The following is a 15,984-nucleotide window of genomic DNA, read 5'->3' on the forward strand; positions in this document are numbered from 1 at the left end:
AATACGGGCAAAAAGGGGGCTTTTGGACTTTTAACAATTTATCGGTTAATAATAAAAAAGGGGTATCCAGAGGAACAAACTCAGATTTGGTTTAAATTGATCTTCCGTTTTCCCCATTAAAACCATCATTACAAGCTCAAATTTAGGCAAAACGCGTGGCTACTAAAGCAACTACCAAAAAAAGCGGTTCAAAGACTTCTTCTGTGGATCATCCAAAAGCTCTCATCATTGCGGAGAAGCCGTCTGTTGCCAATGACATTGCCAAAGCTTTGGGTGGTTTTACGAAATATGAGGATTATTTTGAGAGCGATGACTTCGTCATCTCTTCTGCTGTGGGCCATCTATTAGAAATTGCCGCACCCGAGGAGTTTGATGTAAAACGCGGCAAATGGTCATTTGCCAACCTGCCGGTAGTTCCCCCATATTTTGATTTGCGTCCGATAGCCAAAACCGAATCACGATTGAAGGTCTTGCAAAAACTCATTAAACGCAAAGACATCAACGAACTCATCAATGCATGTGACGCGGGACGAGAAGGTGAATTAATTTTTCGCTTAATTGCACAGCATGCAAAAGCGCCGCAGACCATTAAGCGACTTTGGCTGCAGTCAATGACACCTGCAGCGATTCGCGAAGGATTCGCCTCTTTGCGTAGCGATGGTGAAATGCAACCGCTTGCAGATGCTGCGCGCTGTCGCTCCGAAGCCGACTGGTTAGTTGGCATCAATGGCACGCGAGCCATGACCGCATTTAATAGCAAAAGTGGCGGATTCTTTTTAACAACGGTTGGTCGAGTTCAAACCCCCACACTCTCGATCGTAGTTGAGCGTGAAGAGTTGATTCGCAAATTCATCTCCAAAGATTATTGGGAGGTTAAAGCTGAATTTATTGCAGCAGCTGGCGTGTATGAAGGCCGCTGGTTTGACCCAAAATTTAAGAAAGATGCTGCGGAGCCTGATGCTCGGGAAAATCGCCTCTGGAGTGAGGCTGCCGCACAGAGCATAGTTGCAGCTTGCCGCGACAAGAAGGCAAGCGTAAAAGAAGAGGCAAAGCCTGCAACACAATTGGCGCCTCAATTATTCGATCTAACTAGTTTGCAACGTGAAGCAAATGCGCGCTTTGGGTTTTCTGCAAAAAATACTTTGGGCCTAGCTCAAGCGCTTTACGAGCGTCATAAAGTACTTACCTATCCGCGTACCGATGCAAAAGCACTCCCCGAGGATTATTTAGATACGGTTAAACAAACGATGGAAAATCTTGCGGAACATTCGCAAGAATATCGCCCGTTCGCCAAGCAGATTTTGCAAGGCGACCCCAAAGATCCAAAAGCGAAAGCAGGTTATGGTTGGATCAAACCGAATAAGCGTATTTTTGATAACCCCAAAATTTCAGATCACTTTGCGATCATTCCAACACTAGAGTCGCCAAAATCGTTAAGCGAACCAGAGCAGAAGCTGTATGACTTGGTTGTGCGTCGCTTCTTAGCTGTCTTCTATCCGGCAGCAGAGTTCCGCGTCACCACGCGTATTACTGAGGCCTCTGGTCATCACTTCAAGACCGAGGGTCGTGTGTTGGTAAACCCAGGTTGGCTAACTGTTTATGGAAGATCAAATCAAGCTGACGATGAGTTGGTTCCCGTACAAGAGGGTGAGACCGTCCAAAATGAATCAATTGTTGCAGTTCCATTAAAAACCAAACCTCCCGCTAGGTACACCGAAGCAACCTTGTTATCGGCCATGGAAAGCGCGGGCAAATGGGTTGATGATGATGATATGCGCGAAGCCATGGCAGAAAAAGGCTTGGGTACACCAGCAACTCGAGCGGCCATTATCGAGGGCTTACTTGCAGAAAAATATATTGTTCGCGAGGCCCGAGAATTAATACCTACTGCGAAAGCGTTCCAATTGATGACTCTCTTACGCGGTCTGGATGTTGAAGAATTAACACGCCCAGACCTCACTGGAAGTTGGGAAAATAAGCTGTCACTAATTGAACGTGGCGAGATGAATCGCGACACTTTTATGCAAGAAATTGCGCAAATGACTCAGCGCATTGTTAAACGCGCAAAAGAATATGACAGCGATACCATCCCCGGTGACTACGCCACAATGACAACCCCATGCCCACATTGCAAGGGCTCGGTTAAAGAAAACTATCGTCGCTTTGCTTGTGAAAAATGTGGTTTTACGATTAGCAAAACGCCTGGGGGTCGTGCGTTTGAGTATCCCGAGGTTGAAGAGCTCTTGCGTGAAAAAACAATTGGGCCATTACAAGGATTCCGCAGCAAGATGGGCAGACCATTTGCGGCCATTATCAAATTAAGCGAAATTCCAGAAGATGATGCGGACTATCCCAATGCTGGGTATAAATTAGAGTTTGATTTTGGAAACGCCCAAGAGGATGAATCCGAAGCAATCGACTTCACTGGTCGCCAGGCTTTGGGTGTATGTCCAAAATGCTCTGGCGCAGTTTATGAAGATGGTATGCGCTATGTTTGCGAACACAATACAGGGCCAAACAAAACCTGCGATTTCAAAACAGGCAAAGTTGTATTGCAGCAAGAAATTTCTGCCGAACAGGTTCAAAAACTCCTCAAAGAAGGTAAAACCGATTTACTAACCAACTTTAAATCCAATCGAACTGGGCGGGGCTTTAAGGCTTATTTAGCCTTAGGTGCTGACGGTAAAATTGGTTTTGAATTCGAGGCCAAGGCACCGAAAGCAGATGGTGCCGCCAAGGCGCCAGCAAAGAAACGCGCTGGCGCAAGCGCTGCAACCAAATCTGCGGCAAAGCCTAAGCGGGTAAGCAAAGCAAAATCATCCTCCAGCACCTGAGCGGCAATGAGCTTTGCGGCCAATGCCGACCAAAGTGCTCCTCTAGATCCCAAAGCTGTAGCCAGATAAATACCTGGGCTTTGGGTAAGCGCTCCTATGATAGGGAGTCGATCGCCGGCGACACAACGCACGCCCACAAAGCTCTCGCTCTTTTGGAGAGCGGCACTATTTCCTTCCGCATAATTTAGCAAGCCTTTTGCTTGTTCGCGATTAAAGTCATCGCTAGAAGTCCAGTCCTGAAGATCGCTTTGCCCTTCATCAAAGCTAGAGCCAACAATCCATTGATAACTACCATCAGCTAGCATTTTTGCTGGCAAGCAATAGCCATCCCCTGATATTGCAGTACGCGGTAATTTTTTTGTCCATGGGTCATTGGCATTCACAGAAAAAATGCTGAGTTGCCCACGGACTGGTCTTAAAGGTAGGCGCACCCCTATGCTTGCGGCTAGGCTTTTTGTCTCCAGCGCTGCAGCAATAATGACTTTGCTTGCGGTTATCAGACATACATCTACAGGATTAAATAATGCCCAGGTATCGCCCCGTTTTTCTAATCGAACAACACGGGAATTCCAAAGACAAGTTAACAAGGGGTGTGCTTGAAGTTGCGCAGTAGCAAGATCCGCCAGGCTGAGGGATGCACCCCCGGGAATCCAAATGCCAGCCTGCGGAATTCCACAAGCCAGTATTGCCTCATCCGCATTAAGCGCTTGAGCGATGCCTTGATCAAGCTCCAATGACTTCAAATGATTGGCAAGCACTTCTCGATCAAAAGGCCTATCTTTTTTTACCGGCTGAAAAATACCATGCTGATTCCAAACTGTGCCCCAGCGGGCTCGAGCCATCAAAAATGCAATGCGCGTTAAACGCAATAATCGTGGCGCTCCACGGCCTACGTGAGGATGCGCAATCGCATAAGCATGACTAGAGCATGCGGTGGCAGGGGAAGATGCGGCATCAATGATGCAGACAGATTGGCCCCGCTCAAGCAATTCGCTCGCAATCGTAGAGCCAGCAATGCCTGCCCCAATCACCACGATGTCATGGTGTTGGGGGGAGGTCATTTAATGAAGATTTTTGAAATAGAAACTAGAAATACTTAAGCATTTAAACGCTGCTCAATTTTGCTGCGCGCATCTAATAACTCTTTTGGCAAACGCTCGCCAAGATGCTCGAACAACTCAGAATGTAGTTTGAGCTCGTTCTTCCAGTCATCAACTGCAACTGCAATGGCTTTCTCAAATTTTTCAACCGGGAAATCGAGTCCATCCCAATGCATATCAGTATGCTCGGGGCAGATACCAAACACAGTTTCTGTGCCCTTAGCGGTGCCTTCAGCGCGACCCAGGATCCAAGAGAGAACGCGCATGTTTTCACCAAAACCAGGCCATACAAACTTACCGTTTTCATCTTTACGGAACCAGTTCACGCAATAGATTTTTGGCAATACCGCGCCTTCAGCAGCAAGTTTGTTACCGATGTTGAGCCAGTGCTGGAAGTAATCACTCATGTTGTAGCCGGCAAATGCAATCATTGCGAACGGATCGCGACGAACCACACCAACCTGACCAGTAATCGCGGCGGTAGTTTCAGAGCCCATTGTTGCGGCCATATAAACGCCCTCCACCCAGTCACGCGCCTCGCTTACCAAAGGCACAGTGTTTGAGCGACGACCACCAAACAAGAATGCATCAATCGCCACACCCTCTGGATCATCCCAGTTAGGATCAACCGCAGGATTGTTTGTAGCAGCTACAGTGAAACGTGAGTTTGGATGTGCAGCTTTGCGGCCGGCTGCGCCATCAGCAGGAGTCCAATCTTTACCCTGCCAATCAATCAAATGTGCTGGCGGTGTATCGGTCAAACCTTCCCACCAAACATCACCATCATCAGTTAAGCCAACGTTCGTAAAAATCACATCTTGATTTAATGAATCAAGGCAATTTGGATTGGTCTGACGGTTTGTGCCTGGCGCAACACCAAAGTAACCAGACTCAGGATTAATTGCAAATAAACGAGTCTTGCCTGTGACAGGGTCCTTGCGTGGCTTAATCCAGGCAATGTCATCACCAACCGTGGTGACTTTCCAGCCCTCGAATCCCTTTGGAGGAATCATCATGGAGAAATTGGTTTTTCCACAAGCGGATGGGAATGCTGCGGCAATATGGTATTTCTTACCCTCGGGTGAAGTTACGCCCAAGATCAACATGTGCTCTGCCAACCAACCTTGGTCGCGACCCATGTTGGACGCAATGCGTAAAGCAAAACACTTTTTACCAAGCAGTGCATTGCCGCCATAACCAGATCCGAAAGACCAAATCTCACGAGTTTCTGGATAGTGAACGATATATTTATCTTTATTGTTGGGCCATGCAACATCTTTTTCGCCAGCAGCTAAAGGCTTGCCAACAGTGTGAATACATGGAACAAATTCGCCATCCGCGCCAAGCTGATCAATAACCGCTTTACCCATGCGGGTCATCAAACGCATATTGATTGCAACGTAAGGGCTGTCAGACAACTCAACGCCAATGTGGGCGATTGGCGAGCCAATTGGGCCCATTGAAAAAGGAACTACATACATTGTTCTGCCGCGCATGCAGCCATCAAATAATGGCTGCAATGTTGCGCGCATCTCGCTTGGTTCAACCCAATTATTTGTTGGACCAGCATCTTCTTTTTTCGCAGAGCAAATAAAGGTACGGTCTTCAACACGAGCGACATCATCCGGATCAGATAAGGCCAAGAAAGAGTTTTTACGTTTGGCTGGGTTGAGACGCTTAAATACACCAGCCTTTACCAAAAGCTCACAAAACTCGTCATATTCTGACTGCGAGCCGTCACACCAATGAATCTTATCGGGTTTAGTTAAGGCGGCTACATCTGCAACCCATTGAATCAACTTCTGATTTTTGACGTACTCGGGGGCGTTAACGCTAGCTTGCCCGTTTTTTGTTGTGGTCATGAGAGTCCTATGAAGTAATAATTTTGATCGAACTATTTTAACATTTTGGACATATTTTTATGTTTACCCCCAACGGGAGCAAATCCCCTATTTGCCAATGCAAAATTGACTAAAAATTTTTCCTAAAAGATCATCTGGCAATAGCTTTCCGGTAATTTGACCAAGGTGATCTTGCGCCAAACGGAGCTCTTCTGCAAATAACTCCAGCGAAATGTTTCCATCTTTCGCGAACTGCTCTGATTTTTTGATATGTTCAGATGCCCTATCCAGGCAATCCAAGTGTCTCCTGCGAGCCAAAATCGCCCCCTCTTGGTTACCACCCCAGCCAGCCAACTCCAAAATCTTTTGCTTTAGCGCCACGATGCCCGCACCCGTTTTAGCTGAAATAAACAGCGCCGCGTTAGCTGGATCCTCTGTAACGCCTAAATCTAGCAAATCTGACTTATTAATTACCTCTAAAACGGGGCATTTTGCAGGAATGGCTTTTAGGATTTGTTCTTTGAGCCCAAGAGGGGCCTTCTCCGCGCTATGTGGGTCTTTTAGAAAAATCACTAAATCTGCCGAGCTAATGGAGTCCCACGATCTTTCAATCCCTTTTGCCTCAACCACATCGCTGGTCTCCCTCAGACCGGCTGTATCAATGATGTGCATTGGCACACCATCAATATTGATACTCTCCTTCACGCGATCACGCGTGGTTCCAGCAATGGGCGTCACAATCGCAACCTCTTCACCAGCCAAACGATTTAGCAAGGAGCTTTTGCCGACATTGGGGGCGCCCGCCAAAACAAGCTGTATACCATCGCGCAAAATCTTGCCTTGTTTTGCGCCCTCCCTTAGAGTGCGCAACTTTTGGGAAACCGTATTTAAGCGCTGGCGTGCTTGAGCATTTTCTAGAAACTCAATTTCCTCCTCCGGAAAATCCAAAGTCGATTCGACCAATATCCGCAGCTGGGTGATCTCTTCAATCAAGTCATTGATGTCATTTGAAAATGCACCTTGCAGAGAGCGGGCCGCACCGCGAACAGCAGCCTCACTTTGTGCATCAATGAGATCAGCAATTGCCTCTGCCTGAGCTAGATCAATTTTGTTATTTAAATAAGCGCGTAGCGTAAATTCACCAGGCTCTGCGATTACTAGCCCCGCCTCTCTGCCTAACTCGAGACAGCGCTTCATCACCAACTCGAGAAGGTGTGGCCCGCCATGACATTGCAACTCCAAGACATCCTCGCCAGTAAATGATGCGGGCGCAGTAAAGAAAATTGCAATCAGCTGATCAATAGAAGCGCCACTAGCATCTTTGAGCGTTAGTAGCTTGGCTTGACGCGGCGCAAGGGTTTTATGAAAGAGAGTATGGGTAATGGGCTCCAGATTTGGGCCGCTAATGCGAATAACTCCGACACCAGCCTTGCCGGGAGCCGTAGCGACTGCAATGATGGGTAACTTTCTAGTCATCATTGCAATCCGTCTTTATTAACATTCAAGTAGCTAGGGTTTATTTAGCTGGTTTTTTTCCAAACATTTGATTGATCTGCCATTGTTGAGCAATCGATAGTAGGTTATTTACCACCCAGTACAAAACCAAACCGGCAGGGAAGAAGAAGAACATCACCGAGAATACTAATGGCATGTACATCATCACCTTCGCCTGAATTGGATCTGGGGGTGTTGGATTCAATTTGGTTTGCACAAACATTGAGACGGCCATAACGATCGGCAAAATATAGTAAGGATCTGGAACTGATAAATCATGAATCCACAAAATCCAAGGGGCATTACGCATCTCTACAGATGACAGCAAAACCCAGTACAAAGAAATAAAGACTGGGATTTGAATCACTACTGGAAGACAGCCGCCCAAAGGATTAATTTTCTCCTTACGGTACATCTCCATCATTGCTTGGTTTAGTTTTTGTGGCTCACCCTTGTACTGCTCTTTCATTGCCAAGAGCCGAGGTTGAACCTCTTTCATGCGAGCCATAGATTTATAGCTTGCAGCGGAAAGCGGGAAGAAAACAAGCTTAATCAGGATGGTCAAAAGAATGATCGACCAACCCCAGTTACCCACATAAGCGTGGATATTTTCGAGCAACCAGAAAATAGGTTTAGCCAAGATAGTGAGGTAACCATAATCTTTCAATAGTGCAAACCCGGGAGCGATTGTTTCTAAAACACTTTCCTCTTGCGGACCAACAAATAATTTGGCTTTTTCGACAACTGTTGCGCCTTGCGCCACTACACCCAAGGGTGTTTGCATACCAATTCGATATAGATTGTTATCAATTTTTCCAGCATAGATGTCGCGGGAAAACTTATCGCCAGGAATCCAAGCACTCGCAAAATAATGTTGCACCATCGCAATCCAGGCAGGGTCGCCTGCGGGCACTTGTGTAGGTATGGTGATTTTATTTTTATCGATTGCCGTGAATTCAAGCTTGTTGAATTTTTCTTTTTCTGTATACGCAGCGGGGCCTGTGAAGGTGCTTGCAGAAAATGCACCATCAAACGGTCCGATTTTTTGCTCTTGAGTAGCATCACGAACAAGCTCTGTATAGAGCACCAATGGATTTGGATTTGTCGCCGATTGTGTTACACGATGCCCAATATCCACGACGTAACTGCCTGGATTAAGGATGAATGTTTTTTCAAGCCTTACTCCGCCACGCTCACTCACCAAAACCACAAAAGGTCTGCCAGAGCCATCCTTACCGGATTGGCTCAACTTAAATGTACTTGTATGGTTTGGAAGATCTGGGTTGCCGAGAGTAATTAAACCGGAGCGTGCAAAGTACTTATGCGTTGGGGTGTATTGAAAAAGCTCAACAGGCTTTTTCTCTGCCGTTAACTGCTTGGGCAACTTAGCATCAATGATGTTTGCGCCACTTGCGCTAATTTCTAAAATTAAAACATCATTCTGTAATACAAACTTTTCAGACGATTCGACGGCACTAGTAGCAATAATTGGAGCTTGAGAAATTGCAGGTAGATTTGCGCTCTGGGCTGGTGATGGAACATCCACCTTTGCTTGGGCTGACTTTTCTGCCGTCACAACAGCATTCGTTTGAGCGGCACCAAACATGGATGGCTTGCCCTCATGTACTTGCCAGTTGTTGTAAAGCATGAGACCCGACATCGAGAATACTGCCCAAAGAATCGTTTTTTTAAAGTCCATTTGCATTCACTTATTAATTAATGAGGTGTTTGTTTTACTGCAGGGTCGTGACCACCTTGTGACCATGGGTTGCAGCGCAAAATGCGCCAAACCGTCAGCCCAAGGCTTTTGAAAAATCCATAATGTGTAAAGCAATCACATGCGTACTGTGAACATGAGGGAACATACCTGCAGTGCATGCCAATAAATGGGCTAAGCGCTATTTGGTAAAGTCTCACAACTTTAATAGCTGCCTTATTCAAAATGTGCACTCTAGATGAGCCCTGTAATTTGGGCACGCAGCACTTCTTTTTCTGCTTTTCTGAGTCTGCCGCGAGTTTCGCGACCAATTGGTTTTTTTAGCTTGACCACCACATCGCCATTTAACTTGGTAGCTTGCGCACCTCTAACAAGCTCGCGAATCATGCGCTTTAACCGATTTCGATCTACCGCACGCTTCGCCAATTTCTTGGCTACCGCAATTCCTAAGTCAGGTTTTGCTTCTGGATTTGAAGAAGCCAAATACAAACCCCAAAACAAACTTGTCTTGGGGCGTGTTTTGAGTAACTCAGAAATCCTAGCGCTGTTCAACTTCTAAGTTAAACAGCTAGACGTTTGCGGCCTTTTGCTCGGCGTGCATTCAATACAGCGCGCCCGCTTTTGGTTTTCATGCGTACACGGAAACCGTGGGTGCGCTTACGACGTGTTACTGAGGGTTGGTATGTTCTTTTCATGATTCATCCTGCAAAACCCCGTATTTTCCTTGTTGCACGGCAAAAGGTCAACCGCTGTTAATGAATATATAGGTATTTTTCTCTATTTTTTAGTTGCTTGATACATAACCCATTAATTTTTATAGGGTTTTTTATTTTATACACAAGTTATCCACAGGTTTTCCACGGATTTCAAGCTTGTGGATAACTTTAATGGATCGCTACAATGGATCCTCCAAAAATATGAGCAATTTACAGAACCCTCCCACCTTGAATTCATCTAGCCCACTGGGGTTTTGGGATAGCACGCTCGGTAATCTCTCGCGCGAACTCTCCCCCCAACAATTTAAAACCTGGATTCAACCCCTAAGCTTGTTATCTTATGACGAGAGTGAGCAATTACTAACAATTGGTGCGCCCAACAGATTCAAGCTTGATTGGATCAAAAAGACTTTTTCAGACCGCCTTCAAGAATTGGCATCACAATATTTTAGTCATCCCATCACATTAAATTTCGTACTTAATGTTGAAGGGGGAGCCTTGGAGGTTACCAAACCAAGCGAACCCCAGGAAAGATTTGGGGGTGTAGAGCCCGCGGTTGATCAAGACGCGACCTTTACCGAAGAGCAGTCGTTTGAGATTGAAGATCACTCCAAACTCAACCCAAACCTTACTTTTGATACCTTTGTAACCGGTAAAGCAAACCAGCTAGCCAGGGCGGCGTCAATTCAAGTTGCCCATAACCCAGGCACCTCTTATAACCCCATGTTTTTATATGGTGGCGTAGGTTTGGGAAAGACCCACCTCATTCACGCCATTGGTAACCACTTATTAAAAGAAAAACCCAACGCGCGTATTCGCTACATTCATGCTGAACAGTATGTGTCTGATGTGGTGCGGGCTTACCAACAAAAAGCGTTTGACCGCTTTAAGCGTTACTACCATTCCTTGGACCTACTTTTAATCGACGATATTCAATTTTTTAGTGGGAAGTCGCGGACACAGGAAGAGTTTTTTTATGCTTTTGAAGCACTTTTAAGCAATAAAGCTCAAGTCATTATTACAAGTGACACCTACCCCAAAGAGATGGCTGGAATTGATGATCGCCTTATTTCTCGTTTTGATTCTGGCCTTACAGTGGCCATCGAACCCCCAGAACTAGAAATGCGTGTGGCAATTTTGATGAAAAAGGCCCTTAGCGAGGGGATCCCCATGAGTGAGGATGTGGCATTCTTTGTAGCAAAACATCTCCGCTCAAATGTAAGGGAGTTGGAGGGTGCGCTCAGAAAAATTTTGGCTTTTGTGCGGTTTCATGGGAAAGAGGTCACTATTGATGTGGCGCGCACCGCCCTCAAAGATCTGCTTTCAATACAAAACCGGCAAATTTCGGTAGAAAACATCCAAAAAGCCGTGGCAGATTTTTATAGCATTAAGGTTGCGGATATGTATTCCAAAAAGCGTCCCGCAAACATTGCTCGCCCAAGGCAAATTGCCATGTTTATGGCCAAAGAATTGACCCAGAAGAGCCTACCAGAGATAGGAGAGTTGTTTGGTGGGCGCGATCACACCACGGTCCTGCACGCGGTACGTAAGATTGGTGAAGAGCGCTCTCATGATGGGCAACTTAATCACGAGATCCATGTGATCGAGCAAACACTAAAGTCGTAGACCGAGCCCTGTGGATAAGGTTGTGGATAGTTCAGTGGATAACTTTGGGGATGATCGGTGGATAAATTGTGGAAAGTTTGGGCTTCATGCAAAAATAGGGTATTGATAAAAAGTTATCCAACATTTGTGCAGCGTTTATACAGAAGTTTTCCACAGTTTTTTTTGGTTCTAATGGGTTGTTTTATATACTTTTTTTGACTTATCCACTGAAATAACGAGCCTTATTACTACTACTAATAAGATATATACAAGGATTTAAAAGCAATGCAACTCGTAAATACTTCGCGCGACAGTTTGTTAAAACCACTTCAGGTTGTTAGTGGCATTGTTGAACGACGACACACTTTGCCAATTCTGGCAAACCTTCTTTTTAAGAAGCAGGGGGACAAGGTCTCTTTTGTGTCTACTGATATTGAAATCCAAATTACTACTAATGCAAGTTTTGGCGTTGGCGATGAGGACGTAACTACAACAGTAGCTGCTAGGAAGCTGTTGGATATTTTGCGCGCTTTACCTGAGGGGCCTGTAGCCTTGAATTTAAAAGATAACCGTATGGTTATTCAAAGCGGAAAAAGCCGTTTTTCTTTGCAAACTCTTTCAGCGACTGAGTTTCCGGTTATGCAAAGTGTTGGTGAAGTAACCGCTAACTGGAAAATGTCTCAAAAAAGTTTTCGGCAATTAGTGAGTCAAGTCCACTTCGCGATGGCGCAGCAAGATATTCGCTATTACCTAAACGGTATGTTGTTGGTTATTGAGGGTAAGCAGGTGATTGCTGTGGCTACCGACGGACATCGCTTAGCCTATTCTCAAATAGAGTTAGCCGAGGCCCCAACCGGATCCGGTCAAAGGCAGGAAATTATTATTCCTCGTAAAACTATTCTTGAGTGTCAACATTTGCTTGAGGATTCAGATGAATTGCTTGAAATGAGTCTTACCTCTAATCAAGTGAAATTTACTTTTGGTGATATCGAATTAATTTCAAAATTGGTTGAGGGAAAGTTTCCAGACTTTCAACGTGTTATCCCTAAGGGGCATAAAAATTCTTTAGTTGTTGGTCGTGATGTTTTGCAATCTGCGCTTCAGCGTGCTGCAATCTTAACTACAGATAAATTTAAAGGTGTCCGTTTTTCTTTATCACCAAACAGAATCACCATTCAATCTACCAATGCAGAACAAGAAGAGGCTCAAGAAGAAATAGAGACTGAATATAGTGGCGATTCAGTGGAGATTGGTTTTAATGTAAGTTATTTACTTGATGTTTTATCCAACCTAAAGAACGAGAAAATCCAAATTAGCTTAGGTGATGCTAATAGTAGTGCAGTGATTACCCTCCCAGGCTCAGAAGATTTCAAGTATGTTGTGATGCCAATGCGTATTTAATTTAGAAAAAAATGACTGAAGAAAAAAAAGTAGTAGAGCAGTACGGTGCATCATCGATCCAAATCTTAGAAGGGCTTGAAGCAGTTCGTAAGCGTCCTGGTATGTACATTGGAGACACATCCGATGGCACGGGTTTACACCATTTGGTTTTTGAGGTCCTTGATAACTCTATTGATGAAGCTCTAGCTGGTTATTGCTCAGAAATTACGGTAGTGATTCAAACCGATAACTCTATCTCTATTGTTGATAACGGACGTGGTGTTCCGACCGGTATCAAATATGATGATAAGCATGAGCCAAAGCGTAGTGCTGCAGAAATTGTTATGACTGAGTTGCATGCGGGTGGTAAGTTTGACCAAAATAGTTACAAAGTTTCTGGCGGACTACATGGTGTTGGTGTTAGTTGTGTAAATGCGCTTTCCAAATGGTTGAAGTTAACAATTCGTCGTGATGGTAAAACTCACTACATGGAGTTTGCTCGCGGGGTTATTCAAAACCGCAACATTCAAGAAGAAAATGGGGTTGCTATATCCCCAATTACAGTCACCGGGGAAACTACATTATCAGGTACTGAAGTTCACTTCTTGGCGGATGAAGAGATATTTGGAAATGTTGAGTTTCATTACGAGATTCTTGTAAAGCGTATCCGCGAACTCTCATTCCTTAATAATGGTGTTCATATTAAATTGATTGATCAACGCTCTGGTCAGGAGGAGGATTTTGCTTTCTCTGGTGGCGTTAGGGGTTTTGTTGAGTATATAAATCAAACCAAAAACGTTTTACATCCAAATATTTTTTACGCTGAGGGAGTTCGTCCTTCAGATTTGGGTGGGCAAATTACTGCCGAAGTGTCAATGCAGTGGAATGATAGCTTTAGTGAACAAGTTCTCTGTTTTACTAATAACATTCCTCAGCGTGATGGTGGTACACACTTAACTGGTCTTCGTGCTGCAATGACCCGAGTAATCAATAAATACATTGATGAAAATGAAGTTGCTAAAAAAGCAAAAGTTGAAATCTCTGGCGATGACATGCGAGAGGGTCTTGCGTGTGTGTTATCTGTTAAGGTTCCTGAACCTAAATTCTCTAGCCAAACTAAAGATAAATTGGTATCTAGTGAAGTTCGAGGTCCGGTAGAGGAAATTGTTGCCGAAGCATTAAGTGCTTATTTACAAGAGCGGCCTGCAGACGCAAAAATTCTTTGTGGAAAAATTGTTGACGCTGCTCGAGCTCGTGAGGCTGCTCGTAAGGCGCGTGATATGACGCGTCGAAAAGGGGCTCTCGATGGTCTTGGTTTGCCAGGAAAGTTGGCTGACTGCCAGGAAAAAGACCCAGCTAAATCTGAATTATTTATTGTGGAGGGAGACTCTGCGGGGGGTTCTGCTAAGCAGGGACGAGATCGACGTTTTCAAGCAATTCTCCCTTTAAAAGGAAAAATTCTGAACGTTGAGAAGGCTCGCTTTGACAAAATGTTGGCCAGTCAAGAGGTGGTTACTTTAATTACCGTGCTGGGTACTGGAATTGGTGTCGAGGAATACAAGGCTGATAAGTTGCGCTATCACCGCATCATCATCATGACCGACGCGGATGTTGATGGAAGTCACATTCGTACACTATTGTTAACCTTCTTCTATAGGCAGATGCCTGAGTTGATTGAGCGAGGACATATTTATATCGCCCAGCCACCCTTGTATAAGGTCAAGTTTGGAAAAAATGAACAGTACATTAAGGATGATGTTGAGTTAAATCAGTTATTACTCAAAATTGCTTTAGAGTCCGCATCACTTCAAACCCCATCGGGTGAGATTATTGAGGGCGCAGCGTTGAATGAGTTGGCAAAGCATTACCAAGTAATTCAGTCTGTGGTTGATCGTTTGTCTCGTACCATTGATGAGGATGCTTTACGGGCCATTGCTTCAGGAACCAAATTAAATTTAGACACCGAACAAGCTGCAAACGACTCCGCTGAGCGACTCCGTGTTGCCTTGGTTGATGCGTTAAATCCCTTGGCCTTGCCACCAGAGATTATTGTTCAAAAAGAAGAGCGCACCGAACGCTATAAACTTTTGTTATCTCGTCGTATACATGGGAACCTAAAACTTTCTTCAATTAACTCTGATTTTGTTCATGGTGACGATTATCAGAGTCTTGCCAGTGCAGCGGCTGTTTTGTCTGGCAAGGTGTTGCCAGGCTCAAAAGTGAGACGTGGTGATCCAGATAAAAATCAAAAAGAGCAAACCATTCAAGATTTTAGGGCCGCATTTGCTTGGTTACTATCAGAAGCAGAACGCGTTCTAAGTCGTCAACGCTACAAGGGTTTGGGTGAGATGAATCCTTCGCAGCTATGGGAAACCACGATGGATGCTGGCTCACGCACACTTCTTCAGGTGAAGATTGAAGATGCGATTGCTGCTGATCAAGTATTCACAACATTAATGGGTGATGAGGTTGAGCCACGACGTGCATTTATTGAAAAGAATGCTTTAATTGCTCGCAATTTGGATGTGTAATGCGCAAAAAGAAATTATCAGCACCCAAGATTGATCGCTCTCGTATTGTTGTTAAATCATCACCCATCCATGGTAAGGGTGTGTTTGTAGCAAAACCCATCAAAAAGGGCGATGCCATCATTGAGTACAAGGGTGAGCGCATTAGCTGGAAGTTGGCAGAAAAACGGCACCCCCATGATCCCAAGGACCCAAACCACACTTTTTATTTTTCACTTGAAGATGGAAGGTGTATTGATGCCAAATATGCCGGTAATGCTGCGCGCTGGATTAATCATTCCTGTAAACCTAGTTGTGAAGCTAGGGAGGATGATTTTGATGAAGAGCCTCGTGTTTTTATTTACGCCAAGCGCGACCTTAAGGTGGGCGAAGAGCTTTTCTACGACTACTCGCTTGGGGTGGAGGGCCGCATCACCAAGCAGATGAAGAAAGATTACGAGTGCCGCTGTGGTGCCAAGAAGTGTCGTGGCACCATGTTGTCTCTCGACGGCAACTAACCTTTTTTGCTTATATGATGTTTATTAGTATTCAAGAGTTAGAGTCGGCTATCAACTATTGGCGTAGCCAATCACCAGCCTCTGGTGAGGAGTTGCATTTATGTTTGGAGGCTTCGGCTCTAGCAAAACCATACGCTCTTATGATTGTGCAAGGCGCACAAAGAATCCCCATGGACGTATTGGATGAAATCGCAAAATCTGCCATCCAAAATTATCTAAAAACTTTGTAATTATTTTCTTGTGCGACCCCGTTTCTTTTAGGGTTATCGCTA

12 protein-coding genes and 1 pseudogene are annotated in these 15,984 nt (G+C 44.9%); 6 read left to right on the forward strand and 7 right to left on the reverse strand.

Annotated features, from left to right (window positions below):
• Positions 1 to 155: 155 nt before the first annotated feature.
• Entirely contained in the window at positions 156 to 2,834 is a 2,679-nt protein-coding gene (locus AOB49_RS01100) for a DNA topoisomerase III (RefSeq protein WP_082784007.1), read from the forward strand.
• A gap of 59 nt (positions 2,835 to 2,893) precedes the next feature.
• Here the strand turns inward: AOB49_RS01100 and mnmC are convergent.
• The 7 genes and pseudogenes from mnmC to rpmH form a co-directional block, all read right to left on the reverse strand.
• Positions 2,894 to 3,895, reverse strand: a pseudogene (gene mnmC, locus AOB49_RS12235) (FAD-dependent 5-carboxymethylaminomethyl-2-thiouridine(34) oxidoreductase MnmC); the annotation flags it as partial.
• A 35-nt stretch (positions 3,896 to 3,930) separates the two neighbouring features.
• On the reverse strand, positions 3,931 to 5,796 hold the full coding sequence (locus AOB49_RS01110) for a phosphoenolpyruvate carboxykinase (GTP) (RefSeq protein WP_062306913.1): 1,866 nt from the start codon (positions 5,794 to 5,796) through the stop codon (positions 3,931 to 3,933).
• 87 nt (positions 5,797 to 5,883) lie between these two features.
• Positions 5,884 to 7,251 (reverse strand): tRNA uridine-5-carboxymethylaminomethyl(34) synthesis GTPase MnmE, encoded by a 1,368-nt coding sequence (mnmE, locus tag AOB49_RS01115; RefSeq protein ID WP_062306917.1) that lies wholly within the window; start codon positions 7,249 to 7,251, stop codon positions 5,884 to 5,886.
• A gap of 40 nt (positions 7,252 to 7,291) precedes the next feature.
• A complete protein-coding gene (gene yidC, locus AOB49_RS01120; protein ID WP_062306920.1) occupies positions 7,292 to 8,968 on the reverse strand; it encodes a membrane protein insertase YidC in 1,677 nt (558 codons plus the stop codon).
• 17 nt (positions 8,969 to 8,985) lie between these two features.
• Positions 8,986 to 9,246 carry a membrane protein insertion efficiency factor YidD gene (gene yidD / locus AOB49_RS11840; RefSeq protein WP_342667186.1) on the reverse strand — a complete coding sequence of 87 codons (261 nt, stop codon included), beginning with the start codon at positions 9,244 to 9,246 and terminating at the stop codon, positions 8,986 to 8,988.
• Complete coding sequence (rnpA, locus tag AOB49_RS01125; RefSeq protein ID WP_216634588.1) at positions 9,221 to 9,538, reverse strand: ribonuclease P protein component; 318 nt, start codon at positions 9,536 to 9,538, stop codon at positions 9,221 to 9,223. The genes yidD and rnpA overlap by 26 nt, the downstream gene beginning before the upstream one ends.
• Before the next feature lie 8 nt (positions 9,539 to 9,546).
• On the reverse strand, positions 9,547 to 9,681 hold the full coding sequence (rpmH, locus tag AOB49_RS11845; protein ID WP_082784010.1) for a 50S ribosomal protein L34: 135 nt from the start codon (positions 9,679 to 9,681) through the stop codon (positions 9,547 to 9,549).
• 222 nt (positions 9,682 to 9,903) lie between these two features.
• Between rpmH and dnaA the strand changes: the two genes are divergently transcribed.
• From dnaA to AOB49_RS01150, 5 genes are all read left to right on the forward strand, one after another.
• Positions 9,904 to 11,328, forward strand: a complete 1,425-nt coding sequence (gene dnaA, locus AOB49_RS01130) for a chromosomal replication initiator protein DnaA (protein ID WP_172793379.1) — start codon at positions 9,904 to 9,906, stop codon at positions 11,326 to 11,328.
• A gap of 264 nt (positions 11,329 to 11,592) precedes the next feature.
• Positions 11,593 to 12,708 (forward strand): DNA polymerase III subunit beta, encoded by a 1,116-nt coding sequence (dnaN, locus tag AOB49_RS01135; RefSeq protein ID WP_062306922.1) that lies wholly within the window; start codon positions 11,593 to 11,595, stop codon positions 12,706 to 12,708.
• 11 nt (positions 12,709 to 12,719) lie between these two features.
• The gene (gene gyrB, locus AOB49_RS01140) at positions 12,720 to 15,218 is read left to right on the forward strand and encodes a DNA topoisomerase (ATP-hydrolyzing) subunit B (RefSeq protein WP_062306923.1); all 2,499 of its coding nucleotides are present in this window, start codon (positions 12,720 to 12,722) and stop codon (positions 15,216 to 15,218) included.
• Complete coding sequence (locus AOB49_RS01145; protein ID WP_062306927.1) at positions 15,218 to 15,712, forward strand: SET domain-containing protein; 495 nt, start codon at positions 15,218 to 15,220, stop codon at positions 15,710 to 15,712. Before gyrB ends, AOB49_RS01145 begins: the two co-directional genes overlap by 1 nt.
• Positions 15,713 to 15,726: 14 nt before the next feature.
• Positions 15,727 to 15,942, forward strand: a complete 216-nt coding sequence (locus AOB49_RS01150; RefSeq protein ID WP_062306938.1) for a DUF3717 domain-containing protein — start codon at positions 15,727 to 15,729, stop codon at positions 15,940 to 15,942.
• Positions 15,943 to 15,984: the final 42 nt, after the last annotated feature.

The sequence above is a fragment of the Polynucleobacter sinensis genome, assembly GCF_001595985.1.
Lineage (GTDB): Bacteria > Pseudomonadota > Gammaproteobacteria > Burkholderiales > Burkholderiaceae > Polynucleobacter > Polynucleobacter sinensis.

Coding starts and splice junctions, on each gene's coding strand:
- AOB49_RS01110 (WP_062306913.1), bottom strand. CDS start 5,796: ATGACCACAACAAAAAACGGGCAAGCTAGCGTTAACGCCCCCGAGTAC.
- dnaN (WP_062306922.1), top strand. CDS start 11,593: ATGCAACTCGTAAATACTTCGCGCGACAGTTTGTTAAAACCACTTCAG.
- rpmH (WP_082784010.1), bottom strand. CDS start 9,681: ATGAAAAGAACATACCAACCCTCAGTAACACGTCGTAAGCGCACCCAC.
- AOB49_RS01145 (WP_062306927.1), top strand. CDS start 15,218: ATGCGCAAAAAGAAATTATCAGCACCCAAGATTGATCGCTCTCGTATT.
- mnmE (WP_062306917.1), bottom strand. CDS start 7,251: ATGACTAGAAAGTTACCCATCATTGCAGTCGCTACGGCTCCCGGCAAG.
- gyrB (WP_062306923.1), top strand. CDS start 12,720: ATGACTGAAGAAAAAAAAGTAGTAGAGCAGTACGGTGCATCATCGATC.
- yidC (WP_062306920.1), bottom strand. CDS start 8,968: ATGGACTTTAAAAAAACGATTCTTTGGGCAGTATTCTCGATGTCGGGT.
- AOB49_RS01150 (WP_062306938.1), top strand. CDS start 15,727: ATGATGTTTATTAGTATTCAAGAGTTAGAGTCGGCTATCAACTATTGG.
- dnaA (WP_172793379.1), top strand. CDS start 9,904: ATGAGCAATTTACAGAACCCTCCCACCTTGAATTCATCTAGCCCACTG.